Source organism: Kitasatospora sp. cg17-2, assembly GCF_054031055.1.
Window position 1 is genome coordinate 5,655,120 of sequence record NZ_CM132923.1, and the last position, 15,374, is coordinate 5,670,493.

Genomic DNA, 15,374 nt, shown 5'->3' on the forward strand with positions numbered 1-15,374 from the left:
CCGGGCCGCTAGATCGACCAGGGACAGAGGAGTGGTCTTCGTGACCGTCGTGGGACCCTTTGGGCTCAGCGTGCAGGACCGCGATCTGACCCGTGACGTCCAGGCCGGGATGGACGCGGTGGAGATCGCGCTCGCCGAGGCCGTCAAGAGCGACGTCCCCTTCATCACCGTCACCGCCAGCCATCTGATGGCCGCGGGCGGGAAGCGCTTCCGTCCGCTGCTGGTGCTGCTGTCCGCCCAGTTCGGCGACGCCGCCGCGACCGGCGTGATCCCGGCCGCCGTCGTGGTCGAGCTCACCCACCTCGCCACGCTGTACCACGACGACGTCATGGACGAGGCCCCGGTGAGACGCGGCGCGCCCAGCGCCAACTCGCGCTGGGACAACTCGGTCGCCATCCTGACCGGCGACTTCCTCTTCTCCCGGGCCTCCCAGGTGCTGGCCGACCTCGGCCCGGAGGCCGTCCGGCTGCAGGCCGACGCGTTCGAGCGGCTGGTCACCGGCCAGATCCTGGAGACCGCCGGCCCCGGCCCGGACGACGACCCGCTCGACCACTACCTGGGTGTGCTGGCCGGCAAGACCGGATCGCTGATCGCCGTCTCCTGCCGGATAGGAGCACTGGCCGCCGGCGCCGAGCCGTGGGTGATCGACATCCTCAGCTCCTTCGGCGAGCGGATCGGGGTCGCGTTCCAGCTGGCCGACGACGTGCTCGACATCGCCAGCGACGGGCACGAGTCCGGCAAGACCCCCGGCACCGACCTGCGCGAGGGCATCGAGACCCTGCCGACCCTGCTGCTGCGGCAGATGCCGGCCGACCCGTCCGACCCCTCCGACACCCGGCTGCGCGAGCTGCTCCACCAGGACCTCGCCGACGACGAGCTGCACGCCGAGACCCTGCGGCTGCTGCGCCGCCACCCGGCCCTGGAGCACGCCCGCCGGGAGACCCTGCGCCACGCCGAGGAGGCCCGCGCGATGCTGGACCCGCTCCCGGACGGTCCGGCCAAGGACGCGCTCCAGGCGCTCTGCGACTCGGTGGCGATCCGCACCATGTGACGCCCGCGGGTGGGCGGTGCGAATTGCCGTCCGGCGTCCCGGTGGTCACCTGGATGGGGGAGACTGACACCCGTCAGCACCGTGTCCGCAGCTCCGCCCATCCGGAAGGCCGCCATGCTTCGCGTCGTCATCGCCGAGGACTCCGTACTGCTGCGGGAGGGTCTGACCCGGCTGCTCACCGACCGGGGCCTGGAGGTCGTGGCCGGTGTGGCGGACGGTGACGCGCTGATCAAGACCATCCACGACCTGGCCGCCACCGACGCGCTGCCCGACGTGGTGGTTTCGGACGTGCGGATGCCCCCCACCCACACCGACGAGGGCCTGCGGGCCTGTGTCACGCTCCGTGCCCGCTATCCGCAGCTCGGCGTGCTGGTGCTTTCGCAGTTCGTCGAGGAGCGCTACGCCTCCGAACTGCTGGCCGGATCCACCCGGGGTGTCGGTTACCTGCTGAAGGACCGGGTCGCCGAGGTGCGCGAGTTCGTGGACGCGGTGGTCCGGGTCGCCGAGGGCGGCACCGCGCTGGACCCGGAGGTCGTCCAGCAGCTGCTCAGCCGCAGCCGCAAGGGCGACGTGCTGGCCGGGCTGACCCCGCGGGAGCGCGAGGTGCTGGGGCTGATGGCGGAGGGCCGGACCAACACCGCGGTGGCCAAGCAGCTGGTGGTCTCGGAGGGCGCGGTGGAGAAGCACGTCAGCAACATCTTCCTCAAGCTGGGTCTGGAACAGAGCCGCGGCGACCACCGACGGGTTCTCGCCGTGCTCACTTATCTGAATTCCTGACCGGCTCGCCGACGGGCCGCCCGCAGCCTCTATTCGCATTCGAACCAACCTTCCCCGGTCGGGTACGGTTCCGGTCGTCCACGGCGTTGTTTATGGGTGCGGCGGTGATTTTCCGCCGCATCGGGGAGTTCCGTCCAAGGCAATCCTTACCCGCATAGGATGCGAGAGGTGCACCAGGCGGACGGGGCACACGGCTCACGCCCGCGGCTGGTGCCCACGAGGAGGTCCGCGGCAGTGACCAGTCAGGTCGATCAGTCAGAAGCAGTGGACGGCTCGGACGGCGACGAGGGCGGGTCCGGGCCCGGCGGGGGCCGCTCCGGCCCTGCCGCGCCGGTCGGTCCGCAGCACCGTGGCGCCAAACCGATCCGCAGGCTGGACCGGGTGATCATCAGATTCGCCGGAGACTCCGGCGACGGCATGCAGCTCACCGGTGACCGCTTCACCTCGGAGACGGCGTCCTTCGGCAACGACCTCTCCACCCTGCCCAACTTCCCGGCCGAGATCCGCGCTCCCGCCGGAACGCTGCCGGGTGTCTCGTCCTTCCAACTCCACTTCGCCGACCACGACATCCTGACCCCGGGGGACGCGCCCAACGTCCTGGTGGCGATGAACCCGGCGGCCCTCAAGGCCAACCTTCCCGACCTCCCGCGCGGCGCGTCGATCATCGTCAACACCGACGAGTTCACCAAGCGCGCGCTGGCCAAGGTCGGCTACGGCGCGGACCCGCTGGGGGACGGTTCGCTGGAGGGCTACCACCTGCACAAGGTGCCGCTCACCACGCTGACCCTGGAGGCCCTCAAGGAGAGCGGCCTCGCCCGCAAGGACGCCGAGCGGGCGAAGAACATGTTCGCGCTGGGCATGCTCTCCTGGATGTACCACCGCCCGACCCACGGCACCGAGGCGTTCCTGCGCACCAAGTTCGCCAAGAAGCCGCAGATCGCCGAGGCCAACATCAGCGCCTTCCGGGCGGGCTGGAACTTCGGCGAGACCACCGAGACCTTCGCGGTCTCCTACGAGGTGCCGCCGGCCAAGCTGCCGCCGGGCCGCTACCGCAACATCTCCGGCAACCTGGCGCTGTCCTACGGCCTGATCGCCGCCTCCCGCCGCTCGGGACTGCCGCTCTACCTGGGCTCCTACCCGATCACCCCGGCCTCCGACATCCTGCACGAGCTGAGCCGGCACAAGAACTTCGGCGTGCGCACCTTCCAGGCCGAGGACGAGATCGCCGGCATCGGCGCGGCCCTGGGCGCGGCCTTCGGCGGCGCGCTCGGCGTGACCACCACCTCCGGCCCGGGCGTGGCCCTGAAGAGCGAGACGATCGGGCTCGCCGTCTCGCTCGAACTCCCGCTGCTGGTGGTGGACATCCAGCGGGGCGGCCCGTCCACCGGTCTGCCGACCAAGACCGAGCAGGCCGACCTGCTGCAGGCGATGTTCGGGCGCAACGGCGAGGCCCCGGTGCCGATCGTGGCCCCGGCCACCCCGGCCGAGTGCTTCGACGCGGCCCTGGAGGCGGCCCGGATCGCGGTCACGTACCGCACCCCGGTCTTCCTGCTCTCGGACGGCTACCTGGCCAACGGATCGGAGCCCTGGCGGATCCCGGAGGTGGACGAACTGCCTGCCATCGAGCCGGACTTCGCCACCGGGCCGAACCGCGAGGACGGCACCTTCTGGCCGTACCTGCGCGATCCGCAGACCCTCGCCCGCCCGTGGGCGGTGCCCGGCACGCCCGGCCTGGAGCACCGGATCGGCGGCATCGAGAAGCAGGACGGCACCGGCAACATCTCCTACGACCCGGCCAACCACGACTTCATGGTCCGCACCCGGCAGGCCAAGGTGGACGGCATCGAGGTACCGGACCTGGAGGTCGACGACCCCTCCGGCGAGGCCCGGGTCCTGGTGCTCGGCTGGGGTTCGACCTACGGCCCGATCACCGCGGCGGTCCGCCGGGTCCGGGCGGACGGCGGCGAGGTCGCCCAGACGCACCTGCGCAACCTCAACCCCTTCCCGGCCAACCTCGGCACGGTGCTGCGGAGTTACGACAAGGTCATCGTCCCCGAGATGAACCTCGGTCAGCTGGCGCTGCTGCTGCGCGGCAAGTACCTGGTGGACGCGCAGTCCTACAACCAGGTGCGCGGACTGCCGTTCAAGGCCGCGCAGTTGGCGGACGTGCTGTGGGCGGCGATCGGCAACCTGGACGAGGAGGACAACCGGTGAGCTCGCAGTTTCCCTCGTTGAAGCTGGTCCCGAAGGCCGAGGCGCCGCAGAGCGCCAAGGAGTTCAAGACCGACCAGGAGGTCCGCTGGTGCCCGGGCTGCGGTGACTACGCGATCCTGGCCGCGGTACAGGCCTTCATGCCGGAGCTGGGGATCAGACGGGAGAACACCGTCTTCGTCTCCGGTATCGGCTGTTCCTCGCGTTTCCCGTACTACATGAACACCTATGGAGTGCACTCGATCCACGGCCGGGCCCCGGCGATCGCCACCGGGCTGGCCTCCTCCCGGCGGGACCTCAGCGTCTGGGTGGTGACCGGCGACGGCGACGCGTTGTCGATCGGTGGAAACCATCTGATCCACGCGCTGCGCCGGAATGTGAATCTGAAGATCCTGCTGTTCAACAACCGTATCTACGGCCTGACCAAGGGGCAGTACTCGCCGACGAGCGAGATCGGGAAGATCACCAAGTCCACCCCGATGGGTTCGCTGGACGCCCCGTTCAACCCGCTCTCGCTGGCCATCGGCGCGGAGGCCACCTTCGTCGCCCGGACCATCGATTCCGACCGCCAGCACCTCCAGTCGGTGCTGCGGGCGGCGGCCGAGCACGAGGGTACGGCGCTGGTCGAGATCTACCAGAACTGCAACATCTTCAACGACGGCGCCTTCGAGGTGCTCAAGGAGCCCGGCACCCGGGACGAGGCGCTGATCCGGCTGGAGCACGGCCGGCCGATCCGGTTCGGGACGGACCTGGCCCGGGGCGTCTTCCGCGGCGCCGACGGCGAACTCACCGTCGGTGAGGTCACGGCCGAGAACGAGTCGGCGGTCCTGGTCCACGACGCCCACGCGGCCGGCCCGGCGACGGCGTTCGCGCTCTCCCGGATCGCCGACGCGGACACCCTGCACCACACCCCGATCGGGGTGCTGCGCGCGGTCCGGCGGCCGGTGTACGACGAACTGATGGCCGACCAGCTGGACACCGCCGTCGCCGACCGGGGCGAGGGCGACCTGGCCGCGCTGCTCGCGGGCGGCGACACCTGGTCGGTCGACTGACCCCGACCGACCGACGGAACGCCCGAACGACCGAACGACCGAACGGCGGCGCCCCCGGCCATTCCAGGCCGGGGGCGCCGCCGTTTACGCTGCTCCGGACGAGGTCGGCGCTGTCAGTGCTGCTGCTCCGCCCACTCCACCAGCTGGACCACGACCCCGTTCGGGTCGGTCACCTGGAACAGCCGCTCCCCCCACGGCTCCTCGCGCAGCGGCATCGTGATCTCCACCCCGGCGGCCCGCAGCCGGGCCTCCTCGGCGGCCACGTCGCCGACCACGAAGGCGAGGATCAGCCCGGCGGCGACCTGGTCGCGGTACTCCTCGGGCAGGACCTCGGTCCCGCGCCGCAGGAAGACGACGTTCACCCCGGCACTCCCGTGCCCGAGCGAAGCGAACCCGTCCGCCGCCATCTGCTCGGCGAACCCGAAGTGCTCCCGCAGGAACGAGGCGGACGCCTCGACGTCCTCGACGGTGAGTGAAACGGCGGAGGAAGTGATCTGCATGGTCGATGGCCCTCTCGTCGACTGTTATCCCGTACGCAGTACACTATACATAGTACGGAGAATGAGGATAGAGTGATGCCGATCACACCCGCAGGCGTTCGCGAAGCGGGCGGTCAGTCCAGCCCGGGCAGGGCCTCCTGGTCGACCTCGTGGCGGGCGACCCGTTCGGCCGGGTCCCGGCACTCGGGGCCGAGGCGCAGGATGCGCGACTCCGGGTCGTGCAGCGGGCGGTGGCAGCGGCGGCAGGTGACCCGGGGGCGGACGACCTCGCGGGTGTCGGTGCCCGGCAGCGGGTCGGGGTCGGCGGTGGTCATGGCTCCGACCGTACCGGCGGGGCCGGAGGGGCGGGCGTGAAAGGATCGGTCCATGGCCAGTGACCGCAGCAGTGCCGGAGACCCGGCGCGCACGCTCGCGCTGCTCTGGGGTGTGTCGGCGGAGGAGAAGCCCGGCCGGCGCGGGCCCCGGCAGGCGAAGTCCCCGGCGGAGATCGCCGCCGCAGCGATCGCGATCGCGGACGCCGAGGGGATGGACGCCGTGACCATGCGGCGGGTGGCCCAGGCGCTCGGCGTCTCACCGATGGCGCTGTACACCTATGTGCCCGGCAAGGCCGAACTGGTCGACCTGATGCTGGACACCGCCTACGCGGACATGCCCCGCACCGCGCCGGCCGGGGGTGGCTGGCGGGCCCGGGTCGCCGCCGTCGCCGAGGACAACCGTGCGCTCCACCGCGCCCACCCGTGGACCGCCGTCGTCGCCACCGGCCGGCCGCCGCTGGGACCGGGCCTGATGGGCAAGTACGAGTACGAGCTGCGCGCCTTCGAGGACTCCGGTCTGTCCGACCTCGACGTGGACGCCGCGCTCACCCATGTGCTCGGCTTCGTCCAGACCTGCGCCCGGATGGCCGCCGACCGGCGTGCCGCGCGGCAGGACAGCGCCATGACCGACGCCCAGTGGTGGGAGGCCAACGCCGAGCTGCTCGCCAGGGTCCTCGACCCCGAGCGCTACCCGGTCGCGGCCCGGGTCGGCGCCGCCGCCGGCGAGGCGCACGGCGCCGCGTACGACCCCGACCACGCCTACACCTTCGGTCTGGCCCGGGTGCTGGACGGACTGGCGGAGCTGGTCAGGCGCGGCTAGCCCGTCCGTCGTACTCCTCGCGCGCGTCACTGACCGCGCACATGCTGGCCTCCACCCAGTGGGCGAGCGCGGACACGTACTCGGCGGCCTCCAGGCCCAGCGGGGTGAGGCTGTAGTCGACCCGGGGCGGGATCACCGGGTGCGCCTCGCGGAGCACGAAGCCGTCCCGCTCCAGGGTCTGCAGGGTCTGCGCGAGCATCTTCTCGCTGACGCCCGACACCCGGCGGCGCAGCTCGCTGAAGCGGTACCCGCGCTCCCGCAGGGCGACCAGTACCAGCACCCCCCAGCGGCTGGTGACGTGCTCCAGCACGCCCCGGGACGGACACATGCGGTCGTAGATGTCGGGTGCGCGGTCGAGCAGGGGCGAGCCCTCTGTCATTACCTCCATGTCAGTACCCTACTTCAAAGTGCGTACTATCCAGAAGTTAGTGCCGTCCTTAGGGTGAGTGTCGAAGCCAACGCGGCTTCGGGACGCGGTATCGGAACGCGGCTCCGGAGCCATCGCCACACCCAAGAGGAGCAGGGACATGTACGTCGTCACCGGAGCCACCGGACAGCTCGGCCGCCTGGTCGTGGAGGGGCTGCTGGCAGCCGTTCCGGCGAACGAGGTCGCGGTGGTGGTGCGTTCCGCCGCCAAGGCCGAGGAGTGGGCGAAGCAGGGCGTGCGCGTCCACGAGGCGGACTACAACCGCCCCGAGACGCTCGCCGGGGTCTTCGCCGCCGGCGACCGGGTGCTGCTCATCTCCGGCAACGAGTTCGGCCGCCGGGCGGCCCAGCACGGTGCGGTGATCGACGCGGCGAAGGCCGCCGGGGTCGCGCTGCTCGCGTACACCAGCATCCTGGGCACGGCCACCTTCGGCCTGGCCGACGAGCACCGGGAGACCGAGGAGGCGCTGCTCGGCTCCGGCCTGCCGTACACCCTGCTGCGCAACGGCTGGTACACCGAGAACTACCTCGGCGACGCCGCCGGCACGGTCGAGCGCGGTGCGGTGGTCGGCAGCGCCGACGACGGCCGGGTGGCCACCGCCCCCCGCCGCGACTACGCCGACGCCGCGGTCGCCGTCCTGGTCGGCGAGGGCCACGAGAACAAGGTCTACGAGCTGAGCGGCGACGCCGCCTGGGGCCTGTCCGAGCTGGCCGCCGAGCTGGCCGGGGCCTCGGGCCGCCCGGTCGAGCACCGGAACGTCACCCCGGCCGAGCACCGGCAGGTGCTGATCGGCGCGGGCATGCCGGAGGGCTACGCCGACGTGTTCGTGGACGTGGACGCCGGTATCGCCCGCGGCGAGCTGGCCACCGCTCCCGGCGACCTGGCCCGGCTGATCGGCCGCCCGACCGTGCCGCTGGCCACGACCGTCCGGGCCGTCCTGGGCGCCTGATCCCCGCCTGCCCGACCCCGGCTCCCCGCCGGCTCCGGCCCCACCGGCGACGGTCCGTCGCGGGTGGGGCCGGGGCATGTCATGACCAAAAACCGAATACGGAGATGACAGGCGCGGCCGCGCCCGCTACCGTCGGCTCGACACTCGCGCGCGCGGAGGGCAGCCGGTCCATGCCAGAGACAACCCAGCAGGAGGTCGGACGCGGCCTCTGGAGCGGATTCGCCGCCTACGGCATATGGGGGCTCTTCCCCCTGTTCTGGCCGCTGCTGGAGCCCGGCGCCGCCGACGACATCCTGGCCAACCGGATGGTCTGGTCCCTGGTCGCGGTGGTCCTGCTGCTGGTCGCCCAGCGGCACTGGGGCTGGATCCGCCCGCTGCTCCGCCAGCCCCGCCGGCTCGCCATGCTGGGCGCCGCCGCCACGGTGATCTCGATCAACTGGGGCGTCTACATCTGGGGCGTCAACACCGGGCACGTGGTGGAGACCAGCCTCGGCTACTTCATCAATCCGCTGGTCACCATCGCCTTCGGCGTCCTGGTGCTCAAGGAGCGGCTGCGCCGGGCCCAGTGGGTGGCGGTCGGCATCGGCGCGCTCGCGGTGGCGGTGCTGGCCGTCGGCTACGGGCGGCCGCCGTGGATCGCGCTGACCCTGGCGTTCTCCTTCGCCACCTACGGGCTGCTGAAGAAGAAGGTCGGGCTGAGCGGGCTGGAGAGCCTGGCCGCCGAGAGCGCCTTCATGTTCCCCTTCGCCCTCGGCTACCTGGTGTACCTGGAGGTCGCCCACCGCGGCACCTTCGGCCACACGGTGGCCGGCGAGTACGGCTGGGGCCACACCGGACTGCTGATGCTCAGCGGGGTGATCACCGCCGTTCCGCTGCTGCTCTTCGGCACGGCGGCCGTCCGGGTGCCGCTGAGCGTGCTCGGGCTGCTCCAGTACCTGGCGCCGGTGTTCCAGTTCCTGATCGGCATCGCGGTCTTCCACGAGTCGATGCCGCCCGCGCGCTGGGCCGGCTTCACCCTGGTGTGGGCCGCGCTGGTGGTGCTCACCTGGGACGCGCTGCGGCGGGTCCGGGCCGACCGGGCCCGGATCGCCGCCGCTGCTGCCACTGCCGCCGCCGCTTCCGCCGGGGCCACCACGGCGACCGGGGCCACCGGGGCGACCGGGGCCACCGGGGCGGCCCCGGCGGCCGACGCCCTGCCGGTCAGGCCGTGATGTCCCGCGCGGTGAACCGCGACCAGGACGCCGAGCCGAACACCGCCACGTAGGCGGCCTGCAGCCCGAGGTTCTTCAGCACCCCGTCCCACTCCATCGGCGCCCGCAGCAGGTCGCCGAAGGTGAGCCAGTGGTGGGTGAAGAGGAACGGCTGGATCGCGTGCAGCTGCGGGAAGCTGTCCAGGATCTGCACGGTGATCACCAGCCCGACCGTCGCCGCCATCGCCGCGATGCCGCTGCCGGTGAGAGTGGAGATGAACAGCCCGATCGCGACCAGCCCGGCCAGTGACGCGGCCACCACCGCGGCCACCAGGACCGCCCGCAGCAGCGCCGACCCCAGGCCGATGGTCTCGCCGGAGATCAGCGTGACGTCGCCCACCGGGAACAGCGCCGCCCCGGTGATCACCGCCGCCGTGGCGACGGTGACCGTCGCCGCCAGGCAGAACACCAGCCCGGCGGTGAACTTGGCGGCCAGCAGCCTGGTCCGCCCGGCCGGCGCCACCAGCAGGTAGCGCAGGGTGCCGGTGGCCGCCTCGCCGGCCACCGAGTCCCCGGCGACCACACCGACCGTCATCGGCAGGAACACCGGCAGCGCCACCGCGAGGGCCGTGAACACCAGGAACAGGCCGTTCTGGGTGACCTGGGCGATGAACGCCGGACCCTCGCCGCCGCGCGGCCCGTCCGTCTCGATCCGGACCACCACACCGATCAGGACCGGCAGCAGGGCCAGGATCCCCAGCAGCACGATGGTCCGCAGTCGGCGGAAGGTCAGCACCAGCTCGCTGCGGAACAGCGCCAGGAACCCGGCCGCCGTCTGCGGGCGCCGTCCTTGCGCCGCCGCGACCGGGGGCACCGCCCCGGCCGGCACCGCCTCAGCCCGCGACATCGAAGCCCTCCCCGGTCAGCGCCACGAAGGCGTCCTCCAATGTGCCCCGCTCCACGCCGAAGCCGTGCACCCGGACCTCCGCCGCGACCAGCGCCGCGCAGAGCCCCGGCAGCGCGTCCTCGGCGAGCGCGCCCAGCTCGCCGTCCACCCGGTTCTCGGTGATCCGGAGTTCGGTGACCTTGTGTGCGAGCAGCACCTCGCCCGCCCGGTGGGTGTCGGGCGTCCGCACCACCAGCCGGCCCCGGGCCCTGGCGGCCAGCTCGGAGACGGTGCCCTGCACCAGCAGCCGGCCGCGCGACATCACGGCGGCGTGGGTGCAGACCTGCTCGATCTCGTCCAGCAGGTGCGAGGAGAGGAAGACCGTGGTGCCCTCGGCCGCGACCTCCCGGATCAGGGCCCGGATCTCCCGCATGCCCTGCGGGTCCAGGCCGTTGGTGGGCTCGTCCAGGACGAGCAGCTCGCGCGGCTGGAGCAGCGCCGAGGCCAGGCCGAGCCGCTGCTTCATGCCCAGCGAGTAGGCGCGGGCCTTCTTTCCGGCCGCGGCGGTCAGCCCCACCCGGTCCAGGGCCTCGGCGACCCGCCGCTGCCTGGTCCCCGGGTCGGCGGTCGGGTCGGCGGCGTCGAACCGGGCGAGGTTGTCCCGGCCGGAGAGGAAGCCGTACAGCGCGGGCCCCTCGATCAGCGCGCCGACCCGGGGCAGCACCGAGGACACCGACTGCGGCATCGGCTCGCCGAGCACCGAGGCGACCCCGGAGGTCGGGGCGATGAGCCCCATCAGCATCCGGATCGTGGTGGTCTTGCCGGAGCCGTTGGGCCCGAGGAAGCCGAAGACGGAGCCCCGGGGGACGCTCAGGTCCAGCCCGTCCACGGCGAGCTGGCCGCCGCGGAACCGCTTGGTCAGGCCCCGGGTGCTGATCACATCGTCGGACCGGTGGGAGGTCGAAGCGGCACGGGGGCCGGGCGCGTCACCGCGCCCGGCCCCCGGCCGGCTCCGTAACGTCCCCCGTTACGGAAGCCTGGGCCACTACTTCACCCCGGCCGCACTCTGCAGCACCGGCAGGGTCACCGCGCCCGCGAACACCCGGCCGTCGTCGGTGACGAGCACGTTCAGCACCTTGGTGCTGATCAGCGAGCCGCCGGCGACCGGCTTGCCGAGCGACTTGACCAGCGAGAGCGGGTTCTGCAGCTTGCCGCCGCCGCCCGGACCGTGCCCGCCCTTGCCGCGCGGGCCCTTGCCCTCGGCCGGGACGAACACGTCGTTGCCGGGCAGCTTGGCGGAGAGCACCGCCGTCCAGCCCTCGCCGATCACGTTCACACCGTCGGCGGCGGCCTTGGCCTCCTCCGGGGTGACCTCGGCGCGCGGCGCGGCGTCGGCCTTGCGCTCCGTCACCTTGGCGCCCTTGGGCACGGTGAACTCGAAGGTCTTCGCGGACGGCGCCGCGAACGAGACATCGGTGAAGTGGACGTCCAGCACGGTGCTGCCGTCCGTCCCCTTGACCACGACCGACAGCGGCACGCCGTTGTCGGCGGCCACCGCGATCCGGACCTCGCCGATCGTCGAACCGGACCCGGTGGGCTTCACGCTCAGCCGGTAGGCCTTCTGCCCGGCCACGTTCGCGGTGCCGTCCACGGCGACGGTGGTGGTGCCCGCGCTCGCGCTCAGGAACTGCTGGGCCGCCTCCTGCGGGGTGGTCGGCACCCCGGTCAGCGGGCCCTTGCCCGGGTGGCCGTCCGCCTTCGCGTCCGGCCGGGCCCCGGTCAGGTGCACGGCCTCGTTGCTGCTGCTGTCCCAGGTCCACACCTGGTCGCCGTTGCGGATCATCTCGTAGCCGGCCAGCTGCTCCAGCAGGCCGATCCGCTGCCGGTCGGGCCCGTCCACCGCGACCCGCAGCCGGTGCTCGCCACCGAGCAGGCCGGTCAGCTTCGCCGTCGGGTCGGCGCCCGACGACTTGCCACCGGAACCCCCGCCCGGGGCGCCGCCGGCGAGGCCGCCGGCCGCGGCACCCAGCAGCTGGCTCGGCACACCGAGGTCGGCCGAGACCGACACCGTGCCGGTCAGCGTCTCCGCCTGGGAGCCGAGCACCTTCGTCACCAGTTGCTCCGCCGTCAGCGCGGGCAGCTCCGGCGGCGAGGAATCCGCCAGCGCCGGTACCAGCCCCACCCCGGCGGCGATCGCGGCCGTGACCGCCAGCGGCACCGCGACGCGCACCAGCGTGCGTCGGCGGGACCGGTAGGGAGCCCCGTCCTGCCACTCGTCCGCCGGGCCGCTGCCCGCGGTCGCCCTGTCGTCCGTCATCCGTCCAACCCCTCCGTCAGTGACCGACTGTCCCTGGGTATCCATTAGACGGTCCCGCGTCGCCCGCGTCATCGCCCTGCAGGGTTGGATCCGGGTCGACCTCGCGTCGCAGCCGACCCTGATGTCCCCTCAGGGTCGTCTCCTCCGAACGTACGAGGAACGTACGTGAACTGGCGTAGGGTCGCGGCATGGACGCATCCAACACTCCGACCGCCAACGCGATGCGCCGCGCCCTGCGCCGCGCCCGGGACGGTGTCGCGCTGGACGCGACCGAGGCGGCGGTACTGCTCCGGGCCAGGGGCGAGGACCTGCGCGACCTCTGCGCCTCCGCCGCCCGGGTCCGCGACGCCGGCCTCGAAGCGGCCGGGCGCCCCGGCGTCATCACCTACTCCAGGAGCGTGTTCATCCCGCTCACCCGGCTCTGCCGGGACAAGTGCCACTACTGCACCTTCGTGACCGTCCCCGGCAAGCTCCGCCGGGCCGGGCACGGGATGTACATGTCCCCGGACGAGGTGCTGGAGGTCGCCCGCAGAGGCGCCGCGCTCGGTTGCAAGGAAGCGCTCATCACCCTCGGCGACAAGCCCGAGGACCGCTGGCCCGAGGCCCGCGAGTGGCTGGACGCGCACGGCTACGACGACACCGTCGCCTACGTCCGGGCCATGTCGATCCGCATCCTGGAGGAGACCGGGCTGCTCCCGCACCTCAACCCCGGGGTGCTGAGCTGGACCGACTTCCAGCGGCTCAAGCCGGTCTCCGCCTCGATGGGGATGATGCTGGAGACCACCGCCACCCGGCTGTGGAGCGAGCCCGGCGGCCCGCACCACGGCTCGCCCGACAAGGAGCCGGCGGTCCGGCTCCGGGTGCTGGAGGACGCCGGCCGCAGCTCGGTGCCGTTCACCAGCGGCCTGCTGATCGGCATCGGCGAGACGTACGAGGAGCGCGCCGAGTCGCTGTTCGCGCTGCGCCGGGTCTCCCGGGCCTACCACGGCATCCAGGAACTGATCCTGCAGAACTTCCGCGCCAAGCCGGACACCGCGATGCGCGGCATGCCGGACGCGGAGCTGGACGAGCTGGTCGCCACCGTCGCGGTGGCCCGGCACATCATGGGCCCCTCCGCCTGTCTGCAGGCGCCGCCGAACCTGGTGGACGGCGAGTACGAGCGGCTGATCGACGCCGGTATCGACGACTGGGGCGGCGTCTCCCCGCTGACGCCCGACCACGTCAACCCGGAGCGCCCCTGGCCGCAGATCGACAGGCTGGCCGAGCGTTCGGCGGCGGCCGGCTTCGAGCTGCGCGAGCGGCTCGCCGTCTACCCCGAGTACGTCCGGCACGGCGAACCCTGGCTGGACCCGCGGGTGCTGCCGCACGTGCGGGCGCTGGCCGACCCGGAGACCGGACTGGCCCGCCCGGACGCGGTGGTCACCGGACACCCCTGGCAGGAGCCGGAGGACCTGCCGGAGTCCTACGGCCGCACCGATCTGCACAGCACCATCGACACCGAGGGCCGGACCGGCGACCGGCGGGCCGACTTCGAGGACGTCTACGGCGACTGGGAGGTGCTGCGGGAGCAGGCCGCCGCCTCGGCCGCCCCCGGCCGGACCGGGGCCCCGGAGCGGCTGGACGACGAGGTCAGGGCCGCCCTCGCGGTGGCGGCCGACGACCCGACCCGGCTCACCGACGAGCAGGCGCTGGCGCTGTTCCAGGCGGACGGCCCGGCCCTGGACGCGCTGTGCCGGATCGCCGACGCCGTCCGCCGGGACGCGGTCGGCGACGAGGTCACCTACTGCGTCACCCGGAACATCAACTTCACCAACGTCTGCTACACCGGCTGCCGGTTCTGCGCCTTCGCCCAGCGCCGCACCGACGCCGACGCCTACAGCCTCTCGCTGGACCAGGTCGCCGACCGGGCCGCGCAGGCCTGGGAGGTCGGCGCCACCGAGGTCTGCATGCAGGGCGGCATCCACCCGGACCTGCCCGGCACCGCCTACTTCGACATCGCCCGGGCGGTGAAGGAGCGGGTCCCGGGGATCCATGTGCACGCCTTCTCGCCGATGGAGGTGGTCAACGGCGCGACCCGGACCGGTCTGTCGATCCGCGACTGGCTGCAGCGGGCCAAGGAGTCCGGCCTGGACAGCATCCCGGGCACGGCCGCCGAGATCCTGGACGACGAGGTCCGCTGGGTGCTCACCAAGGGCAAGCTGCCGGCCGCGACCTGGGTGGAGGTCGTCAGCACCGCGCACGAGCTCGGCCTCCGTTCCTCCTCCACGATGATGTACGGGCACGTGGACACCCCCGCGCACTGGGTGGGCCACCTGCGGCTGCTCGCGGAGATCCAGCAGCGCACCGGCGGCTTCACCGAGTTCGTGACGCTGCCGTTCATCCACACCAACGCCCCGGTCTACCTGGCCGGGATCGCCCGGCCGGGACCGACCGCGCGGGACAACCGCGCGGTGATCGCGATGGCCCGGCTGCTGCTGCACCCGCACATCCCCAACATCCAGACCAGCTGGGTGAAGCTGGGCGCCGAGGGCGCGGCGGAGATGCTCCGCTCGGGCGCCAACGACCTCGGCGGCACGCTGATGGAGGAGACCATCTCGCGGATGGCCGGTTCGGCGTACGGCAGCTACAAGTCGGTCCGGGACCTCCAGGCGATCGCCGAGGCGGTCGGGCGGCCGCACCGGCAGCGGACCACGACCTACGGGGAGGTGCCGGCCGAGCGGCTGGCCGCCGCGCTGGCCTCGGACGGGCACCTGCCCGACCTGCTGCCGCTGGTCGACTGAGCCCGTCCGGCCGCCCGCCGGGCCCCGGCGGGCGTCGGCCCGGCCCGGACCGGGCGAAACCCGGGGAGTCCGGCGGGTGGGCGAACGTCCGGTGGCGATC

The 15,374-nt window shown here is 72.7% G+C and carries 14 protein-coding genes; 8 read left to right on the forward strand and 6 right to left on the reverse strand.

The genetic code is table 11. The features are described from left to right. Nucleotides 1-40: 40 nt before the first annotated feature. The 4 genes from ACW14Y_RS23840 (at nucleotide 41) to ACW14Y_RS23855 (ending at nucleotide 5,091) form a co-directional block, all read left to right on the forward strand. A complete protein-coding gene (locus ACW14Y_RS23840) occupies nucleotides 41-1,051 on the forward strand; it encodes a polyprenyl synthetase family protein (protein ID WP_380302835.1) in 1,011 nt (336 codons plus the stop codon). Nucleotides 1,052-1,165: 114 nt separating this feature from the next. Beyond that, entirely contained in the window at nucleotides 1,166-1,828 is a 663-nt protein-coding gene (locus ACW14Y_RS23845; RefSeq protein ID WP_380302833.1) for a response regulator transcription factor, read from the forward strand. Nucleotides 1,829-2,062: 234 nt separating this feature from the next. Then, nucleotides 2,063-4,042 carry a 2-oxoacid:acceptor oxidoreductase subunit alpha gene (locus ACW14Y_RS23850; RefSeq protein ID WP_456983431.1) on the forward strand — a complete coding sequence of 660 codons (1,980 nt, stop codon included), beginning with the start codon at nucleotides 2,063-2,065 and terminating at the stop codon, nucleotides 4,040-4,042. Next, a complete protein-coding gene (locus tag ACW14Y_RS23855) occupies nucleotides 4,039-5,091 on the forward strand; it encodes a 2-oxoacid:ferredoxin oxidoreductase subunit beta (RefSeq protein WP_380302829.1) in 1,053 nt (350 codons plus the stop codon). The genes ACW14Y_RS23850 and ACW14Y_RS23855 overlap by 4 nt, the downstream gene beginning before the upstream one ends. 113 nt (nucleotides 5,092-5,204) lie before the next feature. Here ACW14Y_RS23855 and ACW14Y_RS23860 read toward each other — a convergent pair whose 3' ends face one another. Both ACW14Y_RS23860 and ACW14Y_RS23865 read right to left on the reverse strand, forming a co-directional pair. Next, nucleotides 5,205-5,591, reverse strand: coding sequence for a VOC family protein (locus ACW14Y_RS23860; protein WP_456983433.1), 387 nt, complete (start codon nucleotides 5,589-5,591; stop codon nucleotides 5,205-5,207). 113 nt (nucleotides 5,592-5,704) lie between these two features. Further along, nucleotides 5,705-5,905 carry a DUF6011 domain-containing protein gene (locus ACW14Y_RS23865; protein WP_380313042.1) on the reverse strand — a complete coding sequence of 67 codons (201 nt, stop codon included), beginning with the start codon at nucleotides 5,903-5,905 and terminating at the stop codon, nucleotides 5,705-5,707. 52 nt (nucleotides 5,906-5,957) lie between these two features. Between ACW14Y_RS23865 and ACW14Y_RS23870 the strand changes: the two genes are divergently transcribed. Then, the gene (locus ACW14Y_RS23870) at nucleotides 5,958-6,725 is read left to right on the forward strand and encodes a TetR/AcrR family transcriptional regulator (protein WP_456983436.1); all 768 of its coding nucleotides are present in this window, start codon (nucleotides 5,958-5,960) and stop codon (nucleotides 6,723-6,725) included. Here ACW14Y_RS23870 and ACW14Y_RS23875 read toward each other — a convergent pair. Next, the gene (locus ACW14Y_RS23875) at nucleotides 6,712-7,113 is read right to left on the reverse strand and encodes a winged helix-turn-helix transcriptional regulator (protein ID WP_380313037.1); all 402 of its coding nucleotides are present in this window, start codon (nucleotides 7,111-7,113) and stop codon (nucleotides 6,712-6,714) included. The genes ACW14Y_RS23870 and ACW14Y_RS23875 overlap by 14 nt on opposite strands. Before the next feature lie 139 nt (nucleotides 7,114-7,252). Between ACW14Y_RS23875 and ACW14Y_RS23880 the strand changes: the two genes are divergently transcribed. After that, nucleotides 7,253-8,101, forward strand: coding sequence for an SDR family oxidoreductase (locus tag ACW14Y_RS23880; protein ID WP_456983438.1), 849 nt, complete (start codon nucleotides 7,253-7,255; stop codon nucleotides 8,099-8,101). 170 nt (nucleotides 8,102-8,271) lie between these two features. Continuing rightward, complete coding sequence (gene rarD / locus ACW14Y_RS23885; RefSeq protein WP_456983440.1) at nucleotides 8,272-9,312, forward strand: EamA family transporter RarD; 1,041 nt, start codon at nucleotides 8,272-8,274, stop codon at nucleotides 9,310-9,312. Here rarD and ACW14Y_RS23890 read toward each other — a convergent pair. The 3 genes from ACW14Y_RS23890 to ACW14Y_RS23900 form a co-directional block, all read right to left on the reverse strand. Further along, complete coding sequence (locus tag ACW14Y_RS23890) at nucleotides 9,302-10,198, reverse strand: ABC transporter permease (RefSeq protein ID WP_380311649.1); 897 nt, start codon at nucleotides 10,196-10,198, stop codon at nucleotides 9,302-9,304. The two genes, rarD and ACW14Y_RS23890, sit on opposite strands and share 11 nt — an antisense overlap. After that, nucleotides 10,185-11,117: an ABC transporter ATP-binding protein gene (locus tag ACW14Y_RS23895; protein ID WP_380311651.1), complete on the reverse strand. Its 933-nt coding sequence runs from the start codon at nucleotides 11,115-11,117 to the stop codon at nucleotides 10,185-10,187. Before ACW14Y_RS23895 ends, ACW14Y_RS23890 begins: the two co-directional genes overlap by 14 nt. Before the next feature lie 105 nt (nucleotides 11,118-11,222). Continuing rightward, nucleotides 11,223-12,494, reverse strand: coding sequence for a LolA family protein (locus ACW14Y_RS23900; RefSeq protein ID WP_380384752.1), 1,272 nt, complete (start codon nucleotides 12,492-12,494; stop codon nucleotides 11,223-11,225). 188 nt (nucleotides 12,495-12,682) lie between these two features. Between ACW14Y_RS23900 and ACW14Y_RS23905 the strand changes: the two genes are divergently transcribed. Further along, on the forward strand, nucleotides 12,683-15,274 hold the full coding sequence (locus ACW14Y_RS23905) for a bifunctional FO biosynthesis protein CofGH (protein ID WP_456983443.1): 2,592 nt from the start codon (nucleotides 12,683-12,685) through the stop codon (nucleotides 15,272-15,274). Nucleotides 15,275-15,374 lie beyond the last annotated feature (100 nt).